Origin of the sequence: Mesorhizobium sp. Mes31, from assembly GCF_024519675.1 — a bacterium.
Classification (GTDB): Bacteria; Pseudomonadota; Alphaproteobacteria; order Rhizobiales; family Rhizobiaceae; genus Mesorhizobium.
The window spans coordinates 1-18,526 of sequence record NZ_JALJRL010000038.1 but is presented as its reverse complement, the minus strand read 5'-3'; the positions used below and the strand labels follow the sequence as shown (position 1 = coordinate 18,526).

The following is an 18,526-nucleotide window of genomic DNA, read 5'->3' as shown; positions in this document are numbered from 1 at the left end:
AGGTGTGCATGGCTGTTTTCCCGGTTGATCCGCGACACAGCAATCGCGCGAATCCACAGGTGGCGAAATTCGGTTATGTCCCTACGGGAAACTACCTAGTCTGGCCGTCCGGCTTGTTGATTCATATCAAGCGGCCAGGCACTTCCGATCGCTAAAATCCTCCTGTGCTCTGGGCGAATAGCAATGGGGAGTCGCTTCGAATCCTTGCGTCGGAGCGGCTGGTGGGCAGCGATGTATCTTCCGCAATTCTTGGTGGGAATGTTTTTTACGTCGGGCATCGTGGCCCTGTGGGCCTATACGGCAACCGGTTCAATCTGGAGCGCATTCGGCTGGGCGATTGTCGACCTGGTCCTGCTGCAGGTCGGATACTTCGCCTTTGTCATACGCCTGGTCTACAAACGCGCGAAGGCGGACGCCGCGGCAAACGCGGCGTCTCCCAGCCATGTTCGGCCATTCCATCACGACGGCAGGCTTTTCTAGGGCGAGGGCACGCTTTTCTAGGGCGAGGCCAAACTGTTCGACTCATCCGCCGTCCGGCGCCTCAAAGCGGGGCGCCGGCTTCGAGCCATGTGCCGCGATTTCCTCTGACGATTTCGACGGCGTCATCGAGCTTGCCGATCGCGGCTGGCCTGCCGGTCACTTCAGCGAACTCGATTGCGGCACTGACCTTCGGTCCCATGGAGCCAGCGGGAAAATTCCGCCCGGACATCTCCTCGGGCGTCACTCGCCGGAGCGCATGAGCGGCGGCGGTTCCAAAGTCGACATAGACGGCGTCGACATCGGTCAGCATCAGCAGCATGTCGGCTTTCAGCTGGCGGGCAAGAAGCGAGCTTGCCAGATCCTTGTCGATAACGGCCTCCACGCCGCAAAGACTGCCATCGTCCCGCGCTACCACGGGAACGCCGCCGCCGCCGGTGCAGATGACGATGACGTCGCGTTCGACAAGGAACGAGATCACGGATGCTTCCAGGATCGCCAGAGGCTTGGGCGAGGGCACGACGCGGCGCCATTTGTCGCCGTCGGGCGCGATCTGCCAGCCGCGTTCGGTGGCAAGCTTGCGTGCCGTTGCCTCGTCGTAGACCGGGCCGATAGGCTTCGTCGGATGGCCGAAAGCCGGATCGTGCGGATCCACTTTCACCTGCGTCAGCAGCGTCGCGAACAGCCTCTCCCTAAGGAGGTTGCCGAGCTCCTGCTCAATCACATAGCCAATCATGCCGGCGCTCTCGGCGCCGAGCACGTCCAGCGGAAATGTGCCGCCATCCGAGGTAGCCGCCGCCTGCAGGGCCAGAAGCCCCACCTGCGGTCCGTTGCCGTGCGTGATCACGATCGAGTGCCCTTCGGCGACGAGTTCGGCGAGCACCGAGGCAGCGCGCACGATGTTGGCGCGCTGGTTGCCGGCCGTCATCGGCTCTCCACGACGCAGCAGTGCGTTTCCGCCGAGCGCAACGACGATACGCATCTCAGTTGCCGATCGTGGCGACGAGCAAGGCCTTGATGGTGTGCATGCGGTTTTCCGCCTGGTCGAAGACGATCGAGGCAGCCGATTCGAACACCTCGTCAGTGACCTCCATGCAGTCGATCCCGTATTCCTTCGCGACGAAGGCGCCTATCTCTGTCTCGGTATCGTGAAATGCCGGCAGGCAATGCATGAACTTGACGTGGGGGTTGCCGGCGGCAGCCATCACCTCGCTGGTGACACGATAAGGCTTCAAAAGGCGAATGCGCTCGGCCCATCCCGATTTGTCCTCGCCCATCGACATCCATACGTCGGTATAGATGAAATCGGCATCCTGGACGCAACTCATCACGTCCTCGTCGAGTCGGAAGCGGCCGCCGCTACGTTCCACCAGCTCCCGGACATGGGCGCAGAATTTTTCGTCCGGCCATAGATCCTTTGGCGAGGCAATGCGCATGTCGATGCCGACCTTGGCGGCACCCAGCGCCAGCGACAACGCGACATTGTCGCGTCCTTCGCCAACGAAGGTGACGGTCATGTCCGAGAGATGCTTGTGCGTGAATTCTCGCATGGTCATGAAATCGGCGAGGATCTGCGTCGGATGCGCTTCGTCGGTGAGGCCGTTGTAAACGGGCACGCCAGCATTCGCTGCAAGCAGTTCGGCCTGGTGCTGGCCGAAGCCGCGATATTCGATCGCGTCGTACATGCGGCCGAGCACGCGGGCGGTATCCTTCATCGATTCCTTGTGGCCGATATGGCTGCCCGTGGGGCCGAAATAGGTGACGTGGGCGCCCTGGTCATAGGCCGCCACCTCGAACCCCGTCCGTGTGCGCGTCGAATCCTTCTCGAAGATCAGCGCGATGTTCTTCCGGACAAGACGCGGAATCTCGTGCCCGGCGAGCTTGGCGGCCTTGAGGTCGGCGGCCAGTTTCAGAAGAAATCGGATCTCGTCCGCCGTGAGATCGTCCAGCGTGAGCACGGAGCGACCGTGAAGATTGATCGACATGGAGATTTCCTTTCGGGTCAGATCGGGTCGCGGGCAATGGGACAGGTCATGCAGTGCCCGCCGCCGCGACCGCGACTAAGCTCGGCGCCCTCGACCGTGATCACTTCAATTCCCGCGCGGCGCAGAAGCGTGTTGGTGTAGACATTTCGGTCGTAGCCGATGACCACACCGGGCTCGACCGCAACGACATTGTTGCCATCGTCCCATTGCTCGCGCTCAGCCTCGTAGCGGTCGCCGCCCGTGGCGATGATCCGCAAGGACTTCAGCCCAAGTGCCTCCGCCACCACCTCGGTGAACGGTTTTTTCTCATCGGTCACCTCAACCGCCGACTTTCCGTCGCCTGGCCGCAGCGAGAAGGTGCGCAGCCGCTCGACCACTGGCGGATACATGGTCACCAGATCGCGGTCGCAGAAGGTGAAGACGGTATCGAGATGCATGAAACTGCGGTCCCGCGGCATCAGCGCGGCAATCACACGTGTGGCTTCGCCGGCTGCGAACAGGCTGCGCGCGAGGTCGCCCACCGCTTGTGGCGTGGTGCGCTCTCCCATGCCGATGAGAACCGTTCCGCCACCAATCGGCATGACATCGCCGCCTTCGAGGCTGGTGCCTGTTCCCAAGTCCGGCGAAACAAAGGGGACGCCGCTGTCTCGGAAGCGAGGGTGGAAGCGGTAGACGGCTTCCACATTGGCCGCTTCCGGGCGCCTGGCGGGCCAGTACATGGCGTTGACCGAAACCGAAGCGTAAATCCAGCATGAGCTGTCGCGGGTGAAAAGCTGGTTTGGCAGCGGCGGCAGCACGAAATCCTGGGGGGCGAGTGTCCTTCCGGTCAGGCCCTTGGGCTCGAAAGGAAGCTCCGCCCGGGCAATGCCGCCGACAAGGTAAGCCGCCAGCTGCTCCGACGGCATCTCATTGAGCCATCCGCGCATCTCGTCGACCATGTCCAGCCCGACGACGCCGGGATGGACTCGGCGGTCGAGGAGCCAGTCGCGGGCCTTGGCCAGGCTCATCGTCTCTGTCAGCAGTTCCCCGAAGGAATGCACCAGCACGCCGCGTTCGCGCAACGCATCGACGAACACATCGTGCTCCTGGCGGGCCCGCTTGACCCACAGCACGTCGTCGAACAGCAGCGCCTTGCAGTTCTCCGGCGTCAGCCTGCGCAGGCTGAGATCCGGACGATGGACCATCACCTCGCGCAGACGGCCGACTTCGGAATGGACACCCAGGCTTGTCATCGCGTCAATCCTCACAGCGGGCTGACGGCGCCGGTCCACATCTCGTAAACGGCGAGAATGGCGACGGCGACGAGGGCTGCGGCGAGTACCGCTTCGGCAGGGTGGAACACGCGCTGATTGGTTTCTCGGCGCGCCCAGATGTAGAAGAGGATGCCTGGCGCATAGAGGATCGCGCACATGAACAGGTATGCGGGGCCCGCCGCGTAGACGAGCCACAGCCCGTAGACCGTAGCCAGCAGGCCGGCGAAAAGCGGACCGGTGCGTTGCTCGCCGCTCTCGTAGCTCTCTCCGGTCAGCGCGAGCTTGGCAGCGTAGGCTCCTGAAAAGATATAGGGCACCAGGATCGCGGCCGACGCGATATAGAACAGCGCCTGGTAGGTGCTTTGCGCGAAGAGTGTGATCACCAGGAATGCCTGGACAAGCAGGTTGGTGATCAAGAGCGAGGTTGACGGCACGCCACGGTCGCTTTCGCGGCCGAAGAATTTCGGCATCGTCCCGTCCTTGGCGGCGACATGCGGAATTTCGGCGGCAAGCAGTGTCCAGCTCAGGAAGGCGCCAACCACCGACACGACAAGCGCGATGTTGATGAGAATAGCGCCCCAAGGGCCGACAACCGCCTCCAGCACGCCCGCCATGGACGGGTTCTTGAGCGCAGCGAGTTCAGGCTGGCTGAGGATGCCGAGCGACAGCAGCGACACCAGGGCGTACAGCGCGAGACAGGTGAAGAAGCCGAGAACTGTCGCCGTGGCGATGTCCTTGCGGCGCTCGGCCCGGCTGGAAAATACACTGGCACCTTCGATGCCGATGAACACCCACAAGGTCACCAGCATCGTGCTCTTCACCTGTGCGGTGATCGAGCCGAGACTGGCGTTGCCCAGACCGGTGAAGTCAAGCGACCAGACCTGCAGTTTGAAGGCGACGGCAACAACCCCGACGAACAGGACGATCGGAGCGATCTTTGCCACCGTGACGATGAGGTTCACGACCGCCGCCTGCCGGATGCCGGCGAGAACCAGGATGTGGATCAGCCACAGCAGGATCGATGCGCCGAGCACTGCCTGCCAAGTGTTTCCGTCACCGAAGGCCGGAAAGAAATAGGACAGGGCGCTGAATACGATCACGGCGTAGGAGACGTTGCCAACCCAGGCACTGATCCAGTAGCCCCAGGCGCTGTTGAAGCCGATGAAAGGACCGAAGCCGGCCTTGGCGTAAGCGTAGGGCCCGGCGTCGAGTTCGGGCTTGCGCGTGGCAAGCGATTGATAGACGAAGACCAGCGCCAGCATGCCGACCGCGGTGATGGCCCAGCCGATCAGGATGGCAAGGGGCCCGGCGCCGGCGGCCATGTTCTGCGGCAGGCTGAACACCCCGGAGCCGACCATAGAGCCGATCACCAGTGCGGTGAGGGAACCAAGTCGAAGCTTCGTCGATGCCGAGCTAGTGGCTCTAGGGACAGGGATGTTGATTCCAGCCGTGCTCATGATGCGCTCCCAAAATTCGAGACCTTGATGGGAGGCATTGAACAGGAAAAAGCAGCGGGAGCTTTGATGCGGGTCAAATCAGTCCGCGGGCGGCAAATGACGGTTTGCGTTGCTGTTCCGATTTCCAGGTCGCTGCGTAAGCCGCTCGCTGACCCCGGCCTGCAAACCTGTTCGATCCACTTCGCCCGTGTGGCGTCGCTGGCTCTCGGATCCTGCCGAACAACAGGCGATCGACATGCGCCCGTTGTTCGGCGGGAGGCGAATCGGGGGCTGGCGCGTTGACGGATCGTCAGGCGATGTCCGCCGGCTCGGCTTTGCGTTTTCGCCCCGTGATCATGGCCCGGACAAGGTTTTCACGATGTCGAAAGCTTGCCAGCGCGACGCCACCGATATGGAAAAGGACCAGCACAAGCAGGCCGTGCGCGGCAAGGCTGTGCGCCGCCTCGACCCACGACACGCCGAAATAGGCGTCCGTCGTCATCAGCCATCCGGTCAGCGCGGTCGAACCCATCGCCGCAATCAGCACGACCACCATTGCGCCGCCGGCCGGGTTATGGCCGATGTAGCGGGCTTCGCGACCGCTCAGCAACGCCAGGAGGTAGCGTAGCACTGTTGCCGGATCACGGACGAATTGCGAGAAACGCGCATAGGGCGTGCCAAGAACGCCCCACAAGAGCCGCATCGCGACCAGCCCGGCAGCGGCGTAGCCAGCCCAATGATGAATGTCCTCCGAGGAATGGGAGGTGAGCCAGGCCGTGACGAAGCTGAGCACCAGCGCCCAGTGGAAGCTCCGCACGACCCGGTCCCAGACGCGCACCATCTCCTGCGATGGCTGCGCGTCCGTGGCTACCGATACGCTCCGATCAGTTTTCGCCGGCTTCGGCATTGTCGAGCTTTTCAAGGGTCTCGGCATTGTAGGCCAGGTTCACTTTCTTGCCGGCCTTGTCGACGGCATAGACTTCGTAGCAGCCCTTCTCGACCTTGATCTGGCGCACGGTAAGGCCTTCGCCGGTCAATTGCGCCTCGAGCGTCGCCTTGGGCTTGAACTGTGATTTCGGGGCGGTGCTGCAGGTGCCGCCGGCGGCGAGCGCCGGTCCTGCGATCATGCCGGCGAGAGCGGCGAGGACGAGTGTGCGATACATGATGGCTCCATTCGGGAGGTTGGGCGCGGCGATGCGCCTTTGGGGGTGGGTTTCGATCGGTTCGGTCAGACGGCGATATGACCGTCATTGGTGCGGCATACCCAATTCAACCTGACAACTGGCTGACAGCTGCATCGGCGCAGCCGGTCGGGCTCGCCGGTCGGTTTGATCTGGCGCAAGGACGACGGGTGACGCCTCGAGCAGGATGATTGCCGGGATGTGGAGCACTTCTGCTGCCGTCCTGAAGGAGGACCGTCATGAAATCCATATCGAGGAGAGCAGCGCTCGGGCTTGCTGCCGCAATGCTCATGGCCGGCGGTGCCGGCGCTGCCCAGGCTGCTGCTATTGTCCAGGTCTCGCTGTGGGACAAGGGCGCGAGTACGGAGATGCCGATGGGTCTAGCCTATGCAGCGCCAGGACTCGATCTCGCCAAGGCGACCATGGGCATCAAGGTTTTGCCCGGTGCGGTGAAGGCCGGGGAGGTCACATTCAATGTCAAAAATGACTCCAAGGACACCGTTCACGAAATGATCGTGATGTACCTTGCCGATCCCGGCAAGCCACTTCCTTACGTCGAGGCCGAGAACCGGGTCGACGAAGATAAGGCTGGCGACAAGGGCGAAGTTTCGGAGCTCGATCCCGGCAAATCAGGCACATTGACCGTCGAACTGAAGGCTGGAAAATACCTGCTTATCTGCAACGTGCCAGGTCACTTTGGCGCCGGCATGTGGGCCGAGTTCACCGTCGATCCATAGGCCCTGAACCAGGCAGCCCTTTGGCCCGAGCCTGCGATGTCGCGGTTTTCGAAAGCTTGCCGGGATCGCCGTTCTTGCAGGTGGGGCCGAAGCACGGCGGCAAGGTCAACGCCCAGGCAGAACGCCGCTCGACGGAGCGGGCTGTCTGGGCAGTGCCCAGCGTTCGCGTGGTTGAAGACCGCATCGCCGTCGCCTGATATCGGGTAATGGCGGAGCGAGTGGATCGTAATCCACTTCGTTTGTTTCCGGGCAACATGGAGCGCGTCATGAGAGCAATGGTGCTCGAAAGCGTCGGCACCCCCTTGAAACCTCTCGACAGGCCCGATCCCATGCCTGGGGCGGGCGAGATCAGGCTGAAGGTCGAGGCATGCGCGGTCTGTCGGACCGATCTGCATGTGGTTGACGGTGATCTGCTTCATCCGAAACTGCCACTCATCCCGGGGCACGAAATCGTCGGCATCATCGATTCGGTTGGCAAGGGCGTCGCCCGTTCCAGGGTCGGGCGCAGAGTTGGCGTGCCTTGGCTCGGGCATACTTGCGGCCATTGTCCCTACTGCGCCGCGGGGAGTGAAAATCTCTGTGACCAGCCAGACTTCACTGGCTATACACGCGATGGCGGTTTCGCCAGCCATGTCATTGCGGACGCCCAGTTCGCCTTCGATCTGGACCCGGATGCCGACCCCGTATCGCAAGCGCCGTTGCTTTGCGCTGGCCTGATCGGCTGGCGATGCCTGAAGAAAGCCGGTGACGGCAAGCGGCTCGGAATCTACGGCTTCGGCGCCGCCGCCCATATCGTCGCCCAGATCGCGATTTGGCAAGGCCGTGAGATTTTCGCCGCCACCCGGCCGGGTGACAAGGAGGCACAGGAATTCGCGCGCTCGCTCGGAGCGACCTGGGCGGGCGGTTCGGATGAGCTTCCGCCCAGGCAACTCGATGCCGCGATCATCTTCGCTCCTGTCGGTGACCTGGTGCCGATTGCGCTTCGTGCTGTCCGCAAGGGTGGCCGCGTGGTTTGCGGCGGCATTCACATGAGTGACATCCCGGCGATGCCTTACAAATTGCTCTGGGAAGAGCGTGAACTGGTGTCGGTAGCAAACCTGACGCGCCGCGACGCGGAAGAGTTCTTTCCCATTGCGAAGCGCGCGCAGGTTCGCACGCATACCAAGGTCTATCCGCTGGAACAGGCCAATCAGGCGTTGGACGATCTGAGGGAAGGGAGATTGAGCGGCGCCGCCGTCCTGGTGCCGTGACTGACATTCAACGAGCGTTGGCAACGAGCGTCATCTGGCCCGTTCACCCAGTCCACGCATTTGCCGGATCCACTTCGCGCGGGTTGCGTCGCTGGCGGCAGCGACCATGCCGAACAAAGTTTCGCGCACTGGGCTGATGCCGACAAAATGGAGGATGCTTCGCCGCATGCCGGCGAGACCATGTCCGAGGAACCATAGCCGGTAAAGAACGGACGGCATGCCCATCGTCACCACGACGCGCGCCGAGCGGCCACGAAGCAATGTCTTGGTGAAGCCGCCGCCCTTGTCCGGATAGGCAAAGGCCGTTCCCGGCCGCATGACCTGTTCCAGAAATGCCTTGAGCATGGCCGGCATGGTCCCGAGCCACAGCGGAAAGACGAAGACGATGTGCTCGGCCCAGACGATGGCCTCGGCCGCGTCCTTCAACTCGTCGGGAACCGAACCGTGTTCGAACGCCTGTATTGTCCGCAGCATGGGAAAATCGAGCGTTGCCAGATCGACCCGGCGGACGGCGTGCCCTGCCTTTTCCGCGCCCTCGCCATAAGCCTTGGCAAGACCGCGGCAGAGCCGGTCCGGGGACGGGTCGGGATGACCAACCACGATGAGGATGCGTCGCGGCATGGTTCACTTCCGGGGAGCTTGGCCCCTGGGCGTCAAGGCCGTTCGACCCGTGCCACCTGGTAGGTGTGCATGGCGCCGTTGCGCTCGATCGACACATACTCACCGGTCACGAACCGTTCCTCGCCGAGATGAAAGCCGATCTCGTCGTCACGATCGCCTTCGGCGTAGTCGAAATACCACTGTCCACCGGGCTTGCGGCGGAGCCGGCCGATCAGATCGTCTTCGCCGGTGCGAAACCGTCGCACGCGGCAGGAGGCCTTGTGCGACTTCCATTCCTCGGCATCGATCCGGCCTTCGCCGGTCAGCGGAGCAAGCACGTCATAGCCCTCCTCACGGTCGCCTTCCGGGTGGCCTTTCTCGCGGGCGAGCAGCAGCCGGACATTGCGGAATTTCGGGGTAAGGTCCTTCAAATCGGTCATGGAGAACTCCTTTCATGGGTTCCATAGAACGGTGGCGGACATTGGCCCTTGATCCGCATCAAAGGAGGCTCGAGAACCCCGCTTCCATCAAAGGCTGGTCAACAGCATGGCGCAGACGCCCACGGTCGCGGCAATCAGGGTTGCGCCGGCCAATGGCAACCAGAACCTGATCGGACCGGCGGAGATTGCGAGCAGCACGCGGCCAATCGCATTTGCTGCCAGCGCCGCCAGCACCGCCTGGCCCACCGTTCCGACGGGGACCGACTGTTTGACGAGGCGCAATGCGCCGAGCACCGAGACGTCGACATCGAACATGGCCGCAAATGCCGAACTCGCCAGCAAGCCGCGCCCGCCGAATTGAACGGCCAGCGCGGCACTTGCGGTCGCGACGACAGCAAAGAGCAAGGCGAAGAGCAGCAACGGGCCAAGTTCGAATGGATTGCGCGCGATCGTGCCGCCTTCGCGGTTCCCGCTGTCGCGAGCCAAAAGCAATGTTCCGCAGGCAGCGAAGGCGAGCGCCGCGGCAATCGCCGGCATGCCGACGGAAGCGAACACGCTTGGCTCGATGATCAGAACCACGACGCAGACGCGCAACACCGAGACCATTGCCGCCAGCGATGCCGCGCCTGCGAGCGGCAGCGGATTGCTTGCCGATGCGGCGTTGCGGGCCAGCGCCACGGTTACGGCGGTGGAAGAGACCAGTGCACCAGCAAGCGAACTGACGAGCAGACCGCGCTTGGTGCCGAGCACGCGGACAGCGACATAGCCGGCGAACGATATCGAGGCCATCAGCACCGTGAGAAACCAGACCTCCCAGGGATTGAAGCCGCCCCAGGGATCCAACGTTCGGTTCGGCAGCAAGGGCAGCACGATCGCCGTCATCACTGCCAGGATCAGCGCCGATCGCAGTTCGATCCACGTCAGTTGCCGCAGCAGGCCATGCAATATTTCGCGACTGGCAAGAATTGCTGCCAGCGCCGCTCCACCGGCAGCCGCTGCACGGTAATCCCCTGCGACGGAAAGCGCGCCAAGCGCGAAAACACCGAGGCCGGCGATCACGCTCGTGACGCTGAAATCCTCGTCATGGGCAGCCTCGCGCGCCTTGTACCAGGCGAAGATCACGGCGAAGGCGATGAACCCGCCGACCAGCACCGATACCGCGTCGAGCGCTTCGGCGAGAGCGGCCAGAATCCCGCCGAGCAGGCCGGATATGCCAAAGGTGCGAATGCCGGCCGTGCGGCTGCGATCGGGCGCATCCCGCTCACGCCAGCCGCGCTCCAGTCCGACGAGCAGGCCAATTGCCAGGGCCAGTCCGAGCCGGGCGATGAGCGGATCCATGGTGCGGCTTTCAGGCGGCGACCGTCGGCAGGTGGTCGCGAACCCACCTGACGATCTGGCTCGCCGACATTGCGCCGGATGCGCGCGCGATTTCGCGCCCGCCATGAAAGAGGATCATCGTCGGGATGCTGCGAATGCCGAGCCTTGCCGCCACAGCCTGCTCGTTGTCGGAATTGAGCTTGACCAGGCGAACAAGCGGCTCCAGTTCGTTCGCCGCCGCCTCATATGCCGGCGCCATCATCTTGCACGGACCGCACCATGGTGCCCAGACGTCGACGACAACGGGGACACTGCTGCGGGCGATCTGCCGATCGAATATCTCTGCGTCGACGTCCTGGGGGTGCCCCGAAAACAATCTGGTCCCGCACTTTCCGCATTTGGCCTCCCCGGCATCGCGGCCCGGCGGCAGGCGATTGACCCCGCCGCATTTGCTGCAAACCACCAGATTCTGCTGTGCCATGGCCATTTCCCGATTTGCGGTCGCCTACTATGCGCGCCCGAGACGCCCATCGCCAAGGGTGCGCAGCGCGTTGAGAATAACCGCCACGTCTATCCCTTCCTGAAGCAATGCGCCTGCCACCGGCGTGATCTGCCCCATGGCCGCCGCGACCATCGCTACGGCCGAGAGCGCGAGCCCGACAACGATGCTTTGCAGGGCGATCGCGCGTGTGCGTTGGGCAATCCGCACCGCCTCGGCAACAGGCTTCAGCCGGTCGGCGAGAACAACGACATCCGCCGCCTCGGAAGAGGCCGTCGCCCCGCGCGCGCCCATGGCTATGCCGACCGTCGCGGCGGCGAGGGCGGGTGCATCGTTGATGCCGTCGCCGACCATCATTGTTGGCGCCGTTGCCTTCTCGGCCTCGACAGTCGCGACTTTGTCCGCGGGAACAGCATCGGCGACGATGACATCCAGATCCAGCATGGAAGAAATACGCTTTGCCGCCGCACCATCATCCCCTGTCAGCATGACCATGCGCGTGATGCCCGCCGAGCGCAGATTGGCAAGCGCGTCGTGCGCATCTGCACGCAGTGCATCGCCGAAGGTGAAAACGCCGGCAAGGTGTTTGCCGAGCGTAACAAAAACCCTCAACACCGGCGCGTCCCGATATCGGTCTTCACCGTTTTTCGCCCAGTTGGGCAGAGGTTTGTCGGCGAGCGCGAAAGCCCGCGATCCCGCAGCGATCGACAGGTTCTCGACCCGGCCTTTCAGGCCCGCACCGCGATGCTCGCGGACATCATGTGGATGCGAAAGCACCAGCTGCCTGCCGCGCGCCGCCCGGATGATCGAGTCGGCAAGCACATGGTGCGAGGCCTGTTCCAGGGATGCCAGAAGCCGCAGCAGATGATCGGTGCCGCGGCCAGGTGCCACTTCGATCTCGATGAGCTCGGCACCACCGATGGTCAAGGTGCCGGTCTTGTCGAAGATCGCGGTCCGAACCTGCGCAAGGGCCTCCAGCGCGGCCGAGCCTTTCATCAGGATGCCACCGCGCGCGGCGCGCGACACACCGCCGATGAAGGCAACGGGGGCGGCGAGAATGAGCGGGCAGGGCGTTGCAACAACCAGCACGGCAAGCGCCCGGATCGGATCACCGGAAATGAACCATGCGATGCCGGAAACAAGCAAGGTAGCCGGCAACAGGAACAGGGCGAAGCGGTCGGCCATTCGAATAAAGGGCGCCTTGACGGTCTGCGCCGCCGCAACCATGCGCACGATCGCGGCATAAGTGCTCTGGTCCGCCAGGGCGGAAGCCCGCATGCTGAAGGTCTCGCCAGCATTGATGGTGCCGCTGCGCAGCGTTTCGCCGGCGCTGCGCCGTACCGGCAACGGCTCGCCGGTCACCGCCGACTCGTCGAGGGAGGCCGAAGCATCGAGAAGGATCCCGTCAACAGGCAACAACTCGCCGGCACGCACCAGAAGATCGTCGCCTACTGCCACGTCCTCGACGGAGATGGTCTCTGTTCCTAACGTCGATTTGCGATTCGCGAAACGCGGGGACCGGTCGGTCAATGCCTTGAGGTTCCGCTCCGCGCGGCCGCGCGCGAAATCCTCGAGTACAGTGCCGCCAGCATACATGATGGCGACCACCACCGCGGCCAGCGGTTGGTCGAGTAGCAGCGCGGCGGACATTGATACCAGCGCAATCGCATCGACCCCGAAGCGACCGATCCAGAAATCGCGCAAAATGGAAATGGCGAGAGCCACCACCACGGGGAGGGTCGCCACCGTCCAGATCGTGCCAGCATCAAGGGGTCCGGGTCCGGTTCTCCAGACTCCGAGCCCAACGGCCAGACCCAGGAGGGCGATGACCAGCAATGCTCGTCGCAGGGCGGACTCGTTCATGCGATGCCCCTCAAACTTGATGATTCCTGCAACGCTAGAGTTCGCTGACCATCTCTTCCAGCAGACGCCGCACGTCGTTCGCGATGCCGGCCAGTCCGGGATTGTCGATAGCACCCATCGAGGCGACAGGATCGACTGCCGCGACCTCCACCTTTCCTGGGGAGATCTCCGTGACGATGACATTGCAAGGCAGCATGGTTCCGATCTTGTCCTCGGCCTGAAGCGCACGCCAGGCAAAATGCGGATTGCACGCGCCAAGGATCACGTAGGGCTTGAAATCGGCGCCGAGCTTGGCCTTCATCACCTGCTGCACGTCGATCGACGTCAGGACGCCAAACCCCTTGTTCGCGAGCTTGTTGGTCACATGGTTGACTGCCGTGGCGAACGGCATGTCGACGGTCTTGCTGAAATAGTAGCTCATCGGCTCTCCAATCGTTGATCGAGACCGCTCGCACTTCGCCGACGGCCGCCTCGAACTCCTGAGACAGTTAATCGCGATCCCCTGAGAAGGCTTTGATCCAACGCAATGAACAGGCAAGATCTATTGGCGACTATCGCCGCGAACGGGAGACGCAAAGTGACGATCCGAAATCTTGAATTTGCGTTCGCCCCGCGGTCGGTTGCCGTCTTTGGCGCATCGGTGCGTGATGGCGCCGTCGGCCGCGTCGTCTTCGACAACATCGTCAACGGAGGCTTCGCAGGCGAGATCTGGCCGGTCAACCAGAAATACTCCGAGGTCGCCGGTCGGCGATGCTATGCCAAGGCGGCCGACCTTCCCGGTGTTCCAGACCTTGGTGTCATCGTCACGCCGCCCGAGACAGTTCCCGCCATCGTGCGCGACCTTGCTGAAAAGGGTACGCGGGCAGCGGTTGTCATCACCGCCGGGCTGACGCGTGAAAACGGCTTGCGCCAGGCGATGCTTGATGCCGCCAAGCCCACTCTTTTCCGGATCATCGGGCCGAACACGGTCGGACTGATGATCCCGCCCGTCAAACTCAACGCCGGATTTGCGCATATGGCCGCCAAGCCCGGCAACATAGCGCTGCTGTCGCAATCAGGCGCCATTGCCACGTCGTTGATCGACTGGGCCGGGAACAACAATGTCGGCTTCTCGCAGATCGTCTCTCTCGGCGACATGGCGGATGTCGACGTGGGAGATTGTCTCGACATGCTGGCGGGCGATATGCACACCCGCGCCATCGTTATGTATCTCGAAACCATTCCCAATCCACGCAAGTTCATGTCGGCGGCGCGCGCGGCCGCGCGCCTCAAGCCGGTGACCGCGATCAAGTCGGGCCGGCACGAGCAATCGGCCAAAGCGGCCGCGACCCACACCGGCGCGCTATCCGGCGCCGATCGCGTCGTCGATGCGGCATTGCTGCGCGCGGGCATCCTGCGCGTCAAAGGTCTGGCCGAGTTGTTCGATGCGGTTGAAACGACCGCCCGTTTCGCTCCGCTGGAAAGAGCCCGCGTCGGCATTGTCACCAATGGCGGCGGCGCCGGCGTGCTCGCCGTCGATCAACTCATCGACTGCAACGGGGAACTGGCAGAGCTCTCGCGGGAAACGATAGCCCGCCTGGACGCCGTCCTGCCGGCCACCTGGTCCCACGCCAATCCGGTCGACATCATTGGCGACGCTCCGCCCGAGCGCTACCGGGCCGCGGTCGACGCTATCGCGGCCGATGCCGGGACCGATGTCGTTCTGGTCATGAACTGCCCGACAGGGCTCGGCTCGCCGCTCGCCGCGGCAAGCGCCGTGACGACGCTCGCGCGGGACGGCAAGATCGGCGGCAAACCGGTCCTGACCTGCTGGCTTGGCGAACACACGGCGCGAGAAGGGCGGCGTGTTCTTCAGGATGCCGGCATTGCCAGCTTCGAGACGCCCGCCGACGCAGCGACCGCCGTCTCCTACCTCAGCGACTGGTCGCGCGCCCAACGGGCCCTGCTGCGCACGCCGTCGAGCCGCGACGAGGACGCCACGAGCGACCGGGAAGCGGTGCTTGCAATATTCAGGCAGGTCGCCAGGGAAGATCGGCGAATGCTCACCGAGCCTGAAGCCAAGGCGGCGATTTCCGCTTACGGCATTCCAGTGCCCGAGACGATCATCGCCAGATCCCCCGCCGAAGCGGAGGAGGCGGCCGGCCGGCTGCTCAGGACGTCCGAGCAAGTCGTCGTCAAGCTGCTGTCAAAGGCGATCTCGCACAAATCGGACATTGGCGGGGTGGTGCTCGGCATTGCGGGCGCCGCCGCCGCCGGGGAGGCCGCGCGCTCAATCGAGGCCCGGTTGCGCAAGCACGACCCTCAGGCCGATATCGAGGGCTACGCCGTCCAGCCGATGGTGGTGCGAAAACAGGCGCAGGAACTGATCCTTGGTGTCAGCCGCGACCCGATTTTCGGTCCGGTTCTCCTGTTTGGGGCGGGGGGTGTCGCCGTTGAGGTGATGGACGATACCGCGATCGCGCTGCCGCCGCTCGACGACGTTCTTGCCGGTGACCTGATCGGGCAAACGCGGATCGGCCGCCTGCTCGCCGGGTTCCGCGATCGTAAACCCGCGGATCGGCAGGCGATAGTTACGGCGCTCAACGGTCTGTCGCAGATGGTCGTCGACTTTCCGTGCCTCGTTTCAATGGACATCAATCCGCTGCTCGCCGACACCGCCGGCGTGATCGCACTGGATGCTCGCATCGAGATAGAGCCGGAACGCGTGGAGGAGCCAGGGCCGAACCTGGCGCTTGCCATCAGGCCTTACCCGACAGGCTGGACCAGGGACTTTTCGGCAGGCGGCACGCGCTACCACATCCGACCAATCAAACCGGCCGACGTCGCGCTCTATCCCGAATTCCTCGCCAGGATTTCACCGGACGATCTGCGCCTGCGTTTCCTGTCGCCACGCAAGAGTTTCTCCGACCAGATGTTGAAGCGGCTTACTCAGCTCGACTACGACCGCAACATGGCTTTCGTCGCTCTGGAGGCGAGCACTGGCGCACTGGCGGGCATCAGCCGGCTGTCCTGCGATCCTGACCACGTCAGCGCCGAATACGCATTGCTGGTGCGGACGGACTTGCAGGGCCATGGCCTGGGTTGGGAATTGCTCAGGCAGATCGTCGATTATGCAAAGGCCGATGGGATCGGTCGGATCGAAGGCATTGTGCTCAGCGAGAACGCGAAAATGCTGGCAATGTGCCGCGAGTTCGGCTTCTCGATAGGGTATCTCCCGGACGAGCCCGGCCTCGTCGAGGCAAGACTCGAACTCCGTTGAGGTGACTTGCCTGCAGCGCCAGTCAGGAGGCTGTGCGCAGGGTCTTGGAAGTATCGCTCTCGGAAAGCCCTTTCAATTCCGCGACGATGTCGACGAGCTTTCGATCGGCGTTGATCTTGCGCCAGCCAACCTGCGTGGCATTTCGCTGCAACTGCCGCGAGAGGATGTCGATGGTGGCGTCCGAAGGGCCGCCCTTGCGTTCGCTGACCCGCTGCCAAAGCACGAGCGGGTCCGCTTCCAGCCAGAATCCGGAGAATGTGATACCCCGTTCACGCGCCGCCTTCTCGATCCGCTCCCGATCCGCCGGCCTGTCGAAAACGGCATCGGCGACCACCGAACCGCCCTCGGAAAGGATCAAAGCGGCGCGCCATGCCATTTCGTGGTAGACGCGGTCCGAGACCTCCGGCCGATAGGCGCGGTCCGGCAGCCTCGTCTCCGCGGGCACCCCATGCATGGCCTTGCGGATGCGGTCGCTTTCGACAATGCGGGCGCCGGGCGGCGCTCCGACCTGGGCGGCAAGCGCTTCTGCCACTGTCGTCTTGCCGGAACCACTCAGGCCGCCGACGGCAACGAGACGCGGCGAGGTTTGCTGAAGAAATGTTCGAGCAAGTTCGAAATAGGATCTCGCCTGGGCGACCAACTTGTGGGAATCGGCACTGCCTTCCTCGACCTGCGTCGCGGTGACGTGCGCGCGTACCGCGGCCCGGACCGCCATGAAGAAGGGCAGCAGGGCAAAGCCATCCTCGTCATCGGCCTCGTCGAGATAGCGGTTCATCACGAGATTGGCGAGTTGGGGAAAACCCCGGTGCCAAAGATCCATCAGCAGAAAGGAAAGATCGTACAGAACGTCGATGCTGGCGATCTGGTCGTTGAATTCGATGCAATCGAAGAGGCGCGGCTCGCCGTCGAAAAGGCAGATGTTGCGCAGGTGCAGATCACCATGGCACCGACGGATCTTGCCCGCGGCTTGGCGTCGGTCGAGCAATCCGGAATGCCGGGCGAGGGCGGTGCGGAAGGCCTCGGCCAAGGTCTTGACCTCTGCCTTTGAGAAGACATGGCTGGTGGCAAAGCCAGCCTCGTTGATGTCGAGCACACCCGCGATGTTGGACGACCCGCTGCCATCTTGGACTGTCGGCGCGGCACGGTGATATCCCACGATCATGCGTGCGACAGCGGTCATCAGTGCCGGCGTCAATTCTGCGGCGGTTGCCATCCGATCGAGAAGCCTCGACTGATCGAAGCGGACCATCTCGATCGCAGCGTCGGCCATCTGGCCGGTGCCATCAAAGGCCAGTTTGCCATCGGCCTCGCGTGTGATGCGACGCACCCCCAGATAGAGGCCGGGTGCGGTCCTCGTGTTGAGTTCCACCTCTTTCTCGCAAGCTGCCAGCCTCAGTGCCGGCGTCGAGAAATCGACATAGGGGAGCTTCACTGCCCGCTTCATCTTGTAGGCGCGTTCGCCAGTCAGAAAAATACGCGAGATATGGGTCTCGATCGCCTCGACTGGCCCGGCCACGGCGTATGAGGCAGGATCAAGCAGAAACGCGACGGCGGCTTGCTGGTCATCCACGATCATGGACCGCCTCCTCAATGCGTGTGTCTTGCGGAGACCGTTTCCGCCATGTGCTCTCATTGCTGCAGTGTCTCGACATAACCAGCCAGCTCATGGATCCGTTCCCTGGTGACGATTTCCCCGGCGTTCGGGCCATATTTCTTCACATCGTCGGGAAGGAACTGGCGCCCCCAGACCGGCATGTCGCGCTCGCCATGTGCCGGCACCATGGCGCGGCCGTCGATCACGGCAAAAACCCGCCAGTAGGGGAATTCGCCGCCGTTTCGCCGGGAGAGGCGCGTCAGGTCGGCGGGGCGCTTCAACAACTCGTCGCCCAGGGGGCCATCGCCCTTGCCTTCGGGGCCATGACAGACGGCACAGGAGTTCATGTATTCCGCCTTGCCGTTGCCTAGTTCCTGAGCGGTGGCCGGATTGAGGGCCAAGCCTGCGAAAACCGCGGCGATCAGGAGTCTCACTTGCGTCTCCATCGGTTAATTGGCTGAAACCTACAGCCGCGCCCGGCGAGCACGTTGACGCGGATCAAATGCAACCGCGAAAGCGTGTTTGATTCAGCGCAGAACCGTTCAGTCGCCGACGTGCTTCGCCAGCATGCCGTCGATGTTGCGGCCGCTGTTCACTCGCTCGCTTCGCGTCCGGACACATCCTCGATCGATATC

The 18,526-nt window shown here is 63.3% G+C and carries 19 protein-coding genes; 5 read left to right on the top strand and 14 right to left on the bottom strand.

Going from position 1 to position 18,526, the window contains the following annotated elements; all coding sequences use genetic code 11:
- Window positions 1–231: 231 nt before the first annotated feature.
- The gene (locus tag NR193_RS32660) at window positions 232–480 is read left to right on the top strand and encodes a hypothetical protein (protein ID WP_256754774.1); all 249 of its coding nucleotides are present in this window, start codon (window positions 232–234) and stop codon (window positions 478–480) included.
- Between the two features lie 61 nt (window positions 481–541).
- Here the strand turns inward: NR193_RS32660 and arcC are convergent, their stop codons facing one another.
- From arcC to NR193_RS32630, 6 genes are all read right to left on the bottom strand, one after another.
- On the bottom strand, window positions 542–1,459 hold the full coding sequence (arcC, locus tag NR193_RS32655; protein ID WP_256754773.1) for a carbamate kinase: 918 nt from the start codon (window positions 1,457–1,459) through the stop codon (window positions 542–544).
- A gap of 1 nt (window position 1,460) precedes the next feature.
- Window positions 1,461–2,462: an ornithine carbamoyltransferase gene (argF, locus tag NR193_RS32650; RefSeq protein ID WP_256754772.1), complete on the bottom strand. Its 1,002-nt coding sequence runs from the start codon at window positions 2,460–2,462 to the stop codon at window positions 1,461–1,463.
- 17 nt (window positions 2,463–2,479) lie between these two features.
- Complete coding sequence (locus NR193_RS32645; protein ID WP_256754771.1) at window positions 2,480–3,694, bottom strand: arginine deiminase; 1,215 nt, start codon at window positions 3,692–3,694, stop codon at window positions 2,480–2,482.
- Between the two features lie 11 nt (window positions 3,695–3,705).
- Window positions 3,706–5,172: an arginine-ornithine antiporter gene (arcD, locus tag NR193_RS32640; RefSeq protein WP_256754770.1), complete on the bottom strand. Its 1,467-nt coding sequence runs from the start codon at window positions 5,170–5,172 to the stop codon at window positions 3,706–3,708.
- A gap of 289 nt (window positions 5,173–5,461) precedes the next feature.
- Complete coding sequence (locus tag NR193_RS32635; protein ID WP_256754775.1) at window positions 5,462–5,992, bottom strand: cytochrome b/b6 domain-containing protein; 531 nt, start codon at window positions 5,990–5,992, stop codon at window positions 5,462–5,464.
- A gap of 43 nt (window positions 5,993–6,035) precedes the next feature.
- A complete protein-coding gene (locus tag NR193_RS32630; protein ID WP_256754769.1) occupies window positions 6,036–6,314 on the bottom strand; it encodes a PepSY domain-containing protein in 279 nt (92 codons plus the stop codon).
- Window positions 6,315–6,571: 257 nt separating this feature from the next.
- Here NR193_RS32630 and NR193_RS32625 point away from each other — a divergent pair, with 257 nt between their 5' ends.
- From NR193_RS32625 to NR193_RS32615, 3 genes are all read left to right on the top strand, one after another.
- A complete protein-coding gene (locus tag NR193_RS32625) occupies window positions 6,572–7,069 on the top strand; it encodes a sulfocyanin-like copper-binding protein (RefSeq protein WP_256754768.1) in 498 nt (165 codons plus the stop codon).
- A gap of 74 nt (window positions 7,070–7,143) precedes the next feature.
- The gene (locus NR193_RS32620; RefSeq protein ID WP_256754767.1) at window positions 7,144–7,266 is read left to right on the top strand and encodes a hypothetical protein; all 123 of its coding nucleotides are present in this window, start codon (window positions 7,144–7,146) and stop codon (window positions 7,264–7,266) included.
- A 69-nt stretch (window positions 7,267–7,335) separates the two neighbouring features.
- Entirely contained in the window at window positions 7,336–8,319 is a 984-nt protein-coding gene (locus NR193_RS32615) for a zinc-dependent alcohol dehydrogenase family protein (RefSeq protein WP_256754766.1), read from the top strand.
- Between the two features lie 30 nt (window positions 8,320–8,349).
- Here the strand turns inward: NR193_RS32615 and NR193_RS32610 are convergent, their stop codons facing one another.
- The 6 genes from NR193_RS32610 to NR193_RS32585 all read right to left on the bottom strand — a co-directional run bounded on the left by NR193_RS32610 (window position 8,350) and on the right by NR193_RS32585 (window position 13,459).
- A complete protein-coding gene (locus NR193_RS32610; protein WP_256754765.1) occupies window positions 8,350–8,940 on the bottom strand; it encodes an NAD(P)H-dependent oxidoreductase in 591 nt (196 codons plus the stop codon).
- 32 nt (window positions 8,941–8,972) lie between these two features.
- Complete coding sequence (locus tag NR193_RS32605) at window positions 8,973–9,359, bottom strand: hypothetical protein (RefSeq protein ID WP_091586139.1); 387 nt, start codon at window positions 9,357–9,359, stop codon at window positions 8,973–8,975.
- Between the two features lie 87 nt (window positions 9,360–9,446).
- On the bottom strand, window positions 9,447–10,697 hold the full coding sequence (locus NR193_RS32600; protein WP_256754764.1) for an MgtC/SapB family protein: 1,251 nt from the start codon (window positions 10,695–10,697) through the stop codon (window positions 9,447–9,449).
- 10 nt (window positions 10,698–10,707) lie between these two features.
- Entirely contained in the window at window positions 10,708–11,157 is a 450-nt protein-coding gene (gene trxC / locus NR193_RS32595) for a thioredoxin TrxC (protein ID WP_256754763.1), read from the bottom strand.
- 27 nt (window positions 11,158–11,184) lie between these two features.
- On the bottom strand, window positions 11,185–13,038 hold the full coding sequence (locus NR193_RS32590; RefSeq protein ID WP_256754762.1) for a heavy metal translocating P-type ATPase: 1,854 nt from the start codon (window positions 13,036–13,038) through the stop codon (window positions 11,185–11,187).
- Between the two features lie 34 nt (window positions 13,039–13,072).
- On the bottom strand, window positions 13,073–13,459 hold the full coding sequence (locus NR193_RS32585; protein WP_256754761.1) for a DUF302 domain-containing protein: 387 nt from the start codon (window positions 13,457–13,459) through the stop codon (window positions 13,073–13,075).
- A 156-nt stretch (window positions 13,460–13,615) separates the two neighbouring features.
- Here NR193_RS32585 and NR193_RS32580 point away from each other — a divergent pair, with 156 nt between their 5' ends.
- A complete protein-coding gene (locus tag NR193_RS32580; protein WP_256754760.1) occupies window positions 13,616–16,297 on the top strand; it encodes a bifunctional acetate--CoA ligase family protein/GNAT family N-acetyltransferase in 2,682 nt (893 codons plus the stop codon).
- Between the two features lie 22 nt (window positions 16,298–16,319).
- Here NR193_RS32580 and NR193_RS32575 read toward each other — a convergent pair whose 3' ends face one another.
- Both NR193_RS32575 and NR193_RS32570 read right to left on the bottom strand, forming a co-directional pair.
- A complete protein-coding gene (locus tag NR193_RS32575; RefSeq protein WP_256754759.1) occupies window positions 16,320–17,873 on the bottom strand; it encodes a bifunctional aminoglycoside phosphotransferase/ATP-binding protein in 1,554 nt (517 codons plus the stop codon).
- A 53-nt stretch (window positions 17,874–17,926) separates the two neighbouring features.
- Window positions 17,927–18,325, bottom strand: a complete 399-nt coding sequence (locus tag NR193_RS32570; RefSeq protein WP_256754758.1) for a c-type cytochrome — start codon at window positions 18,323–18,325, stop codon at window positions 17,927–17,929.
- Window positions 18,326–18,526: the final 201 nt, after the last annotated feature.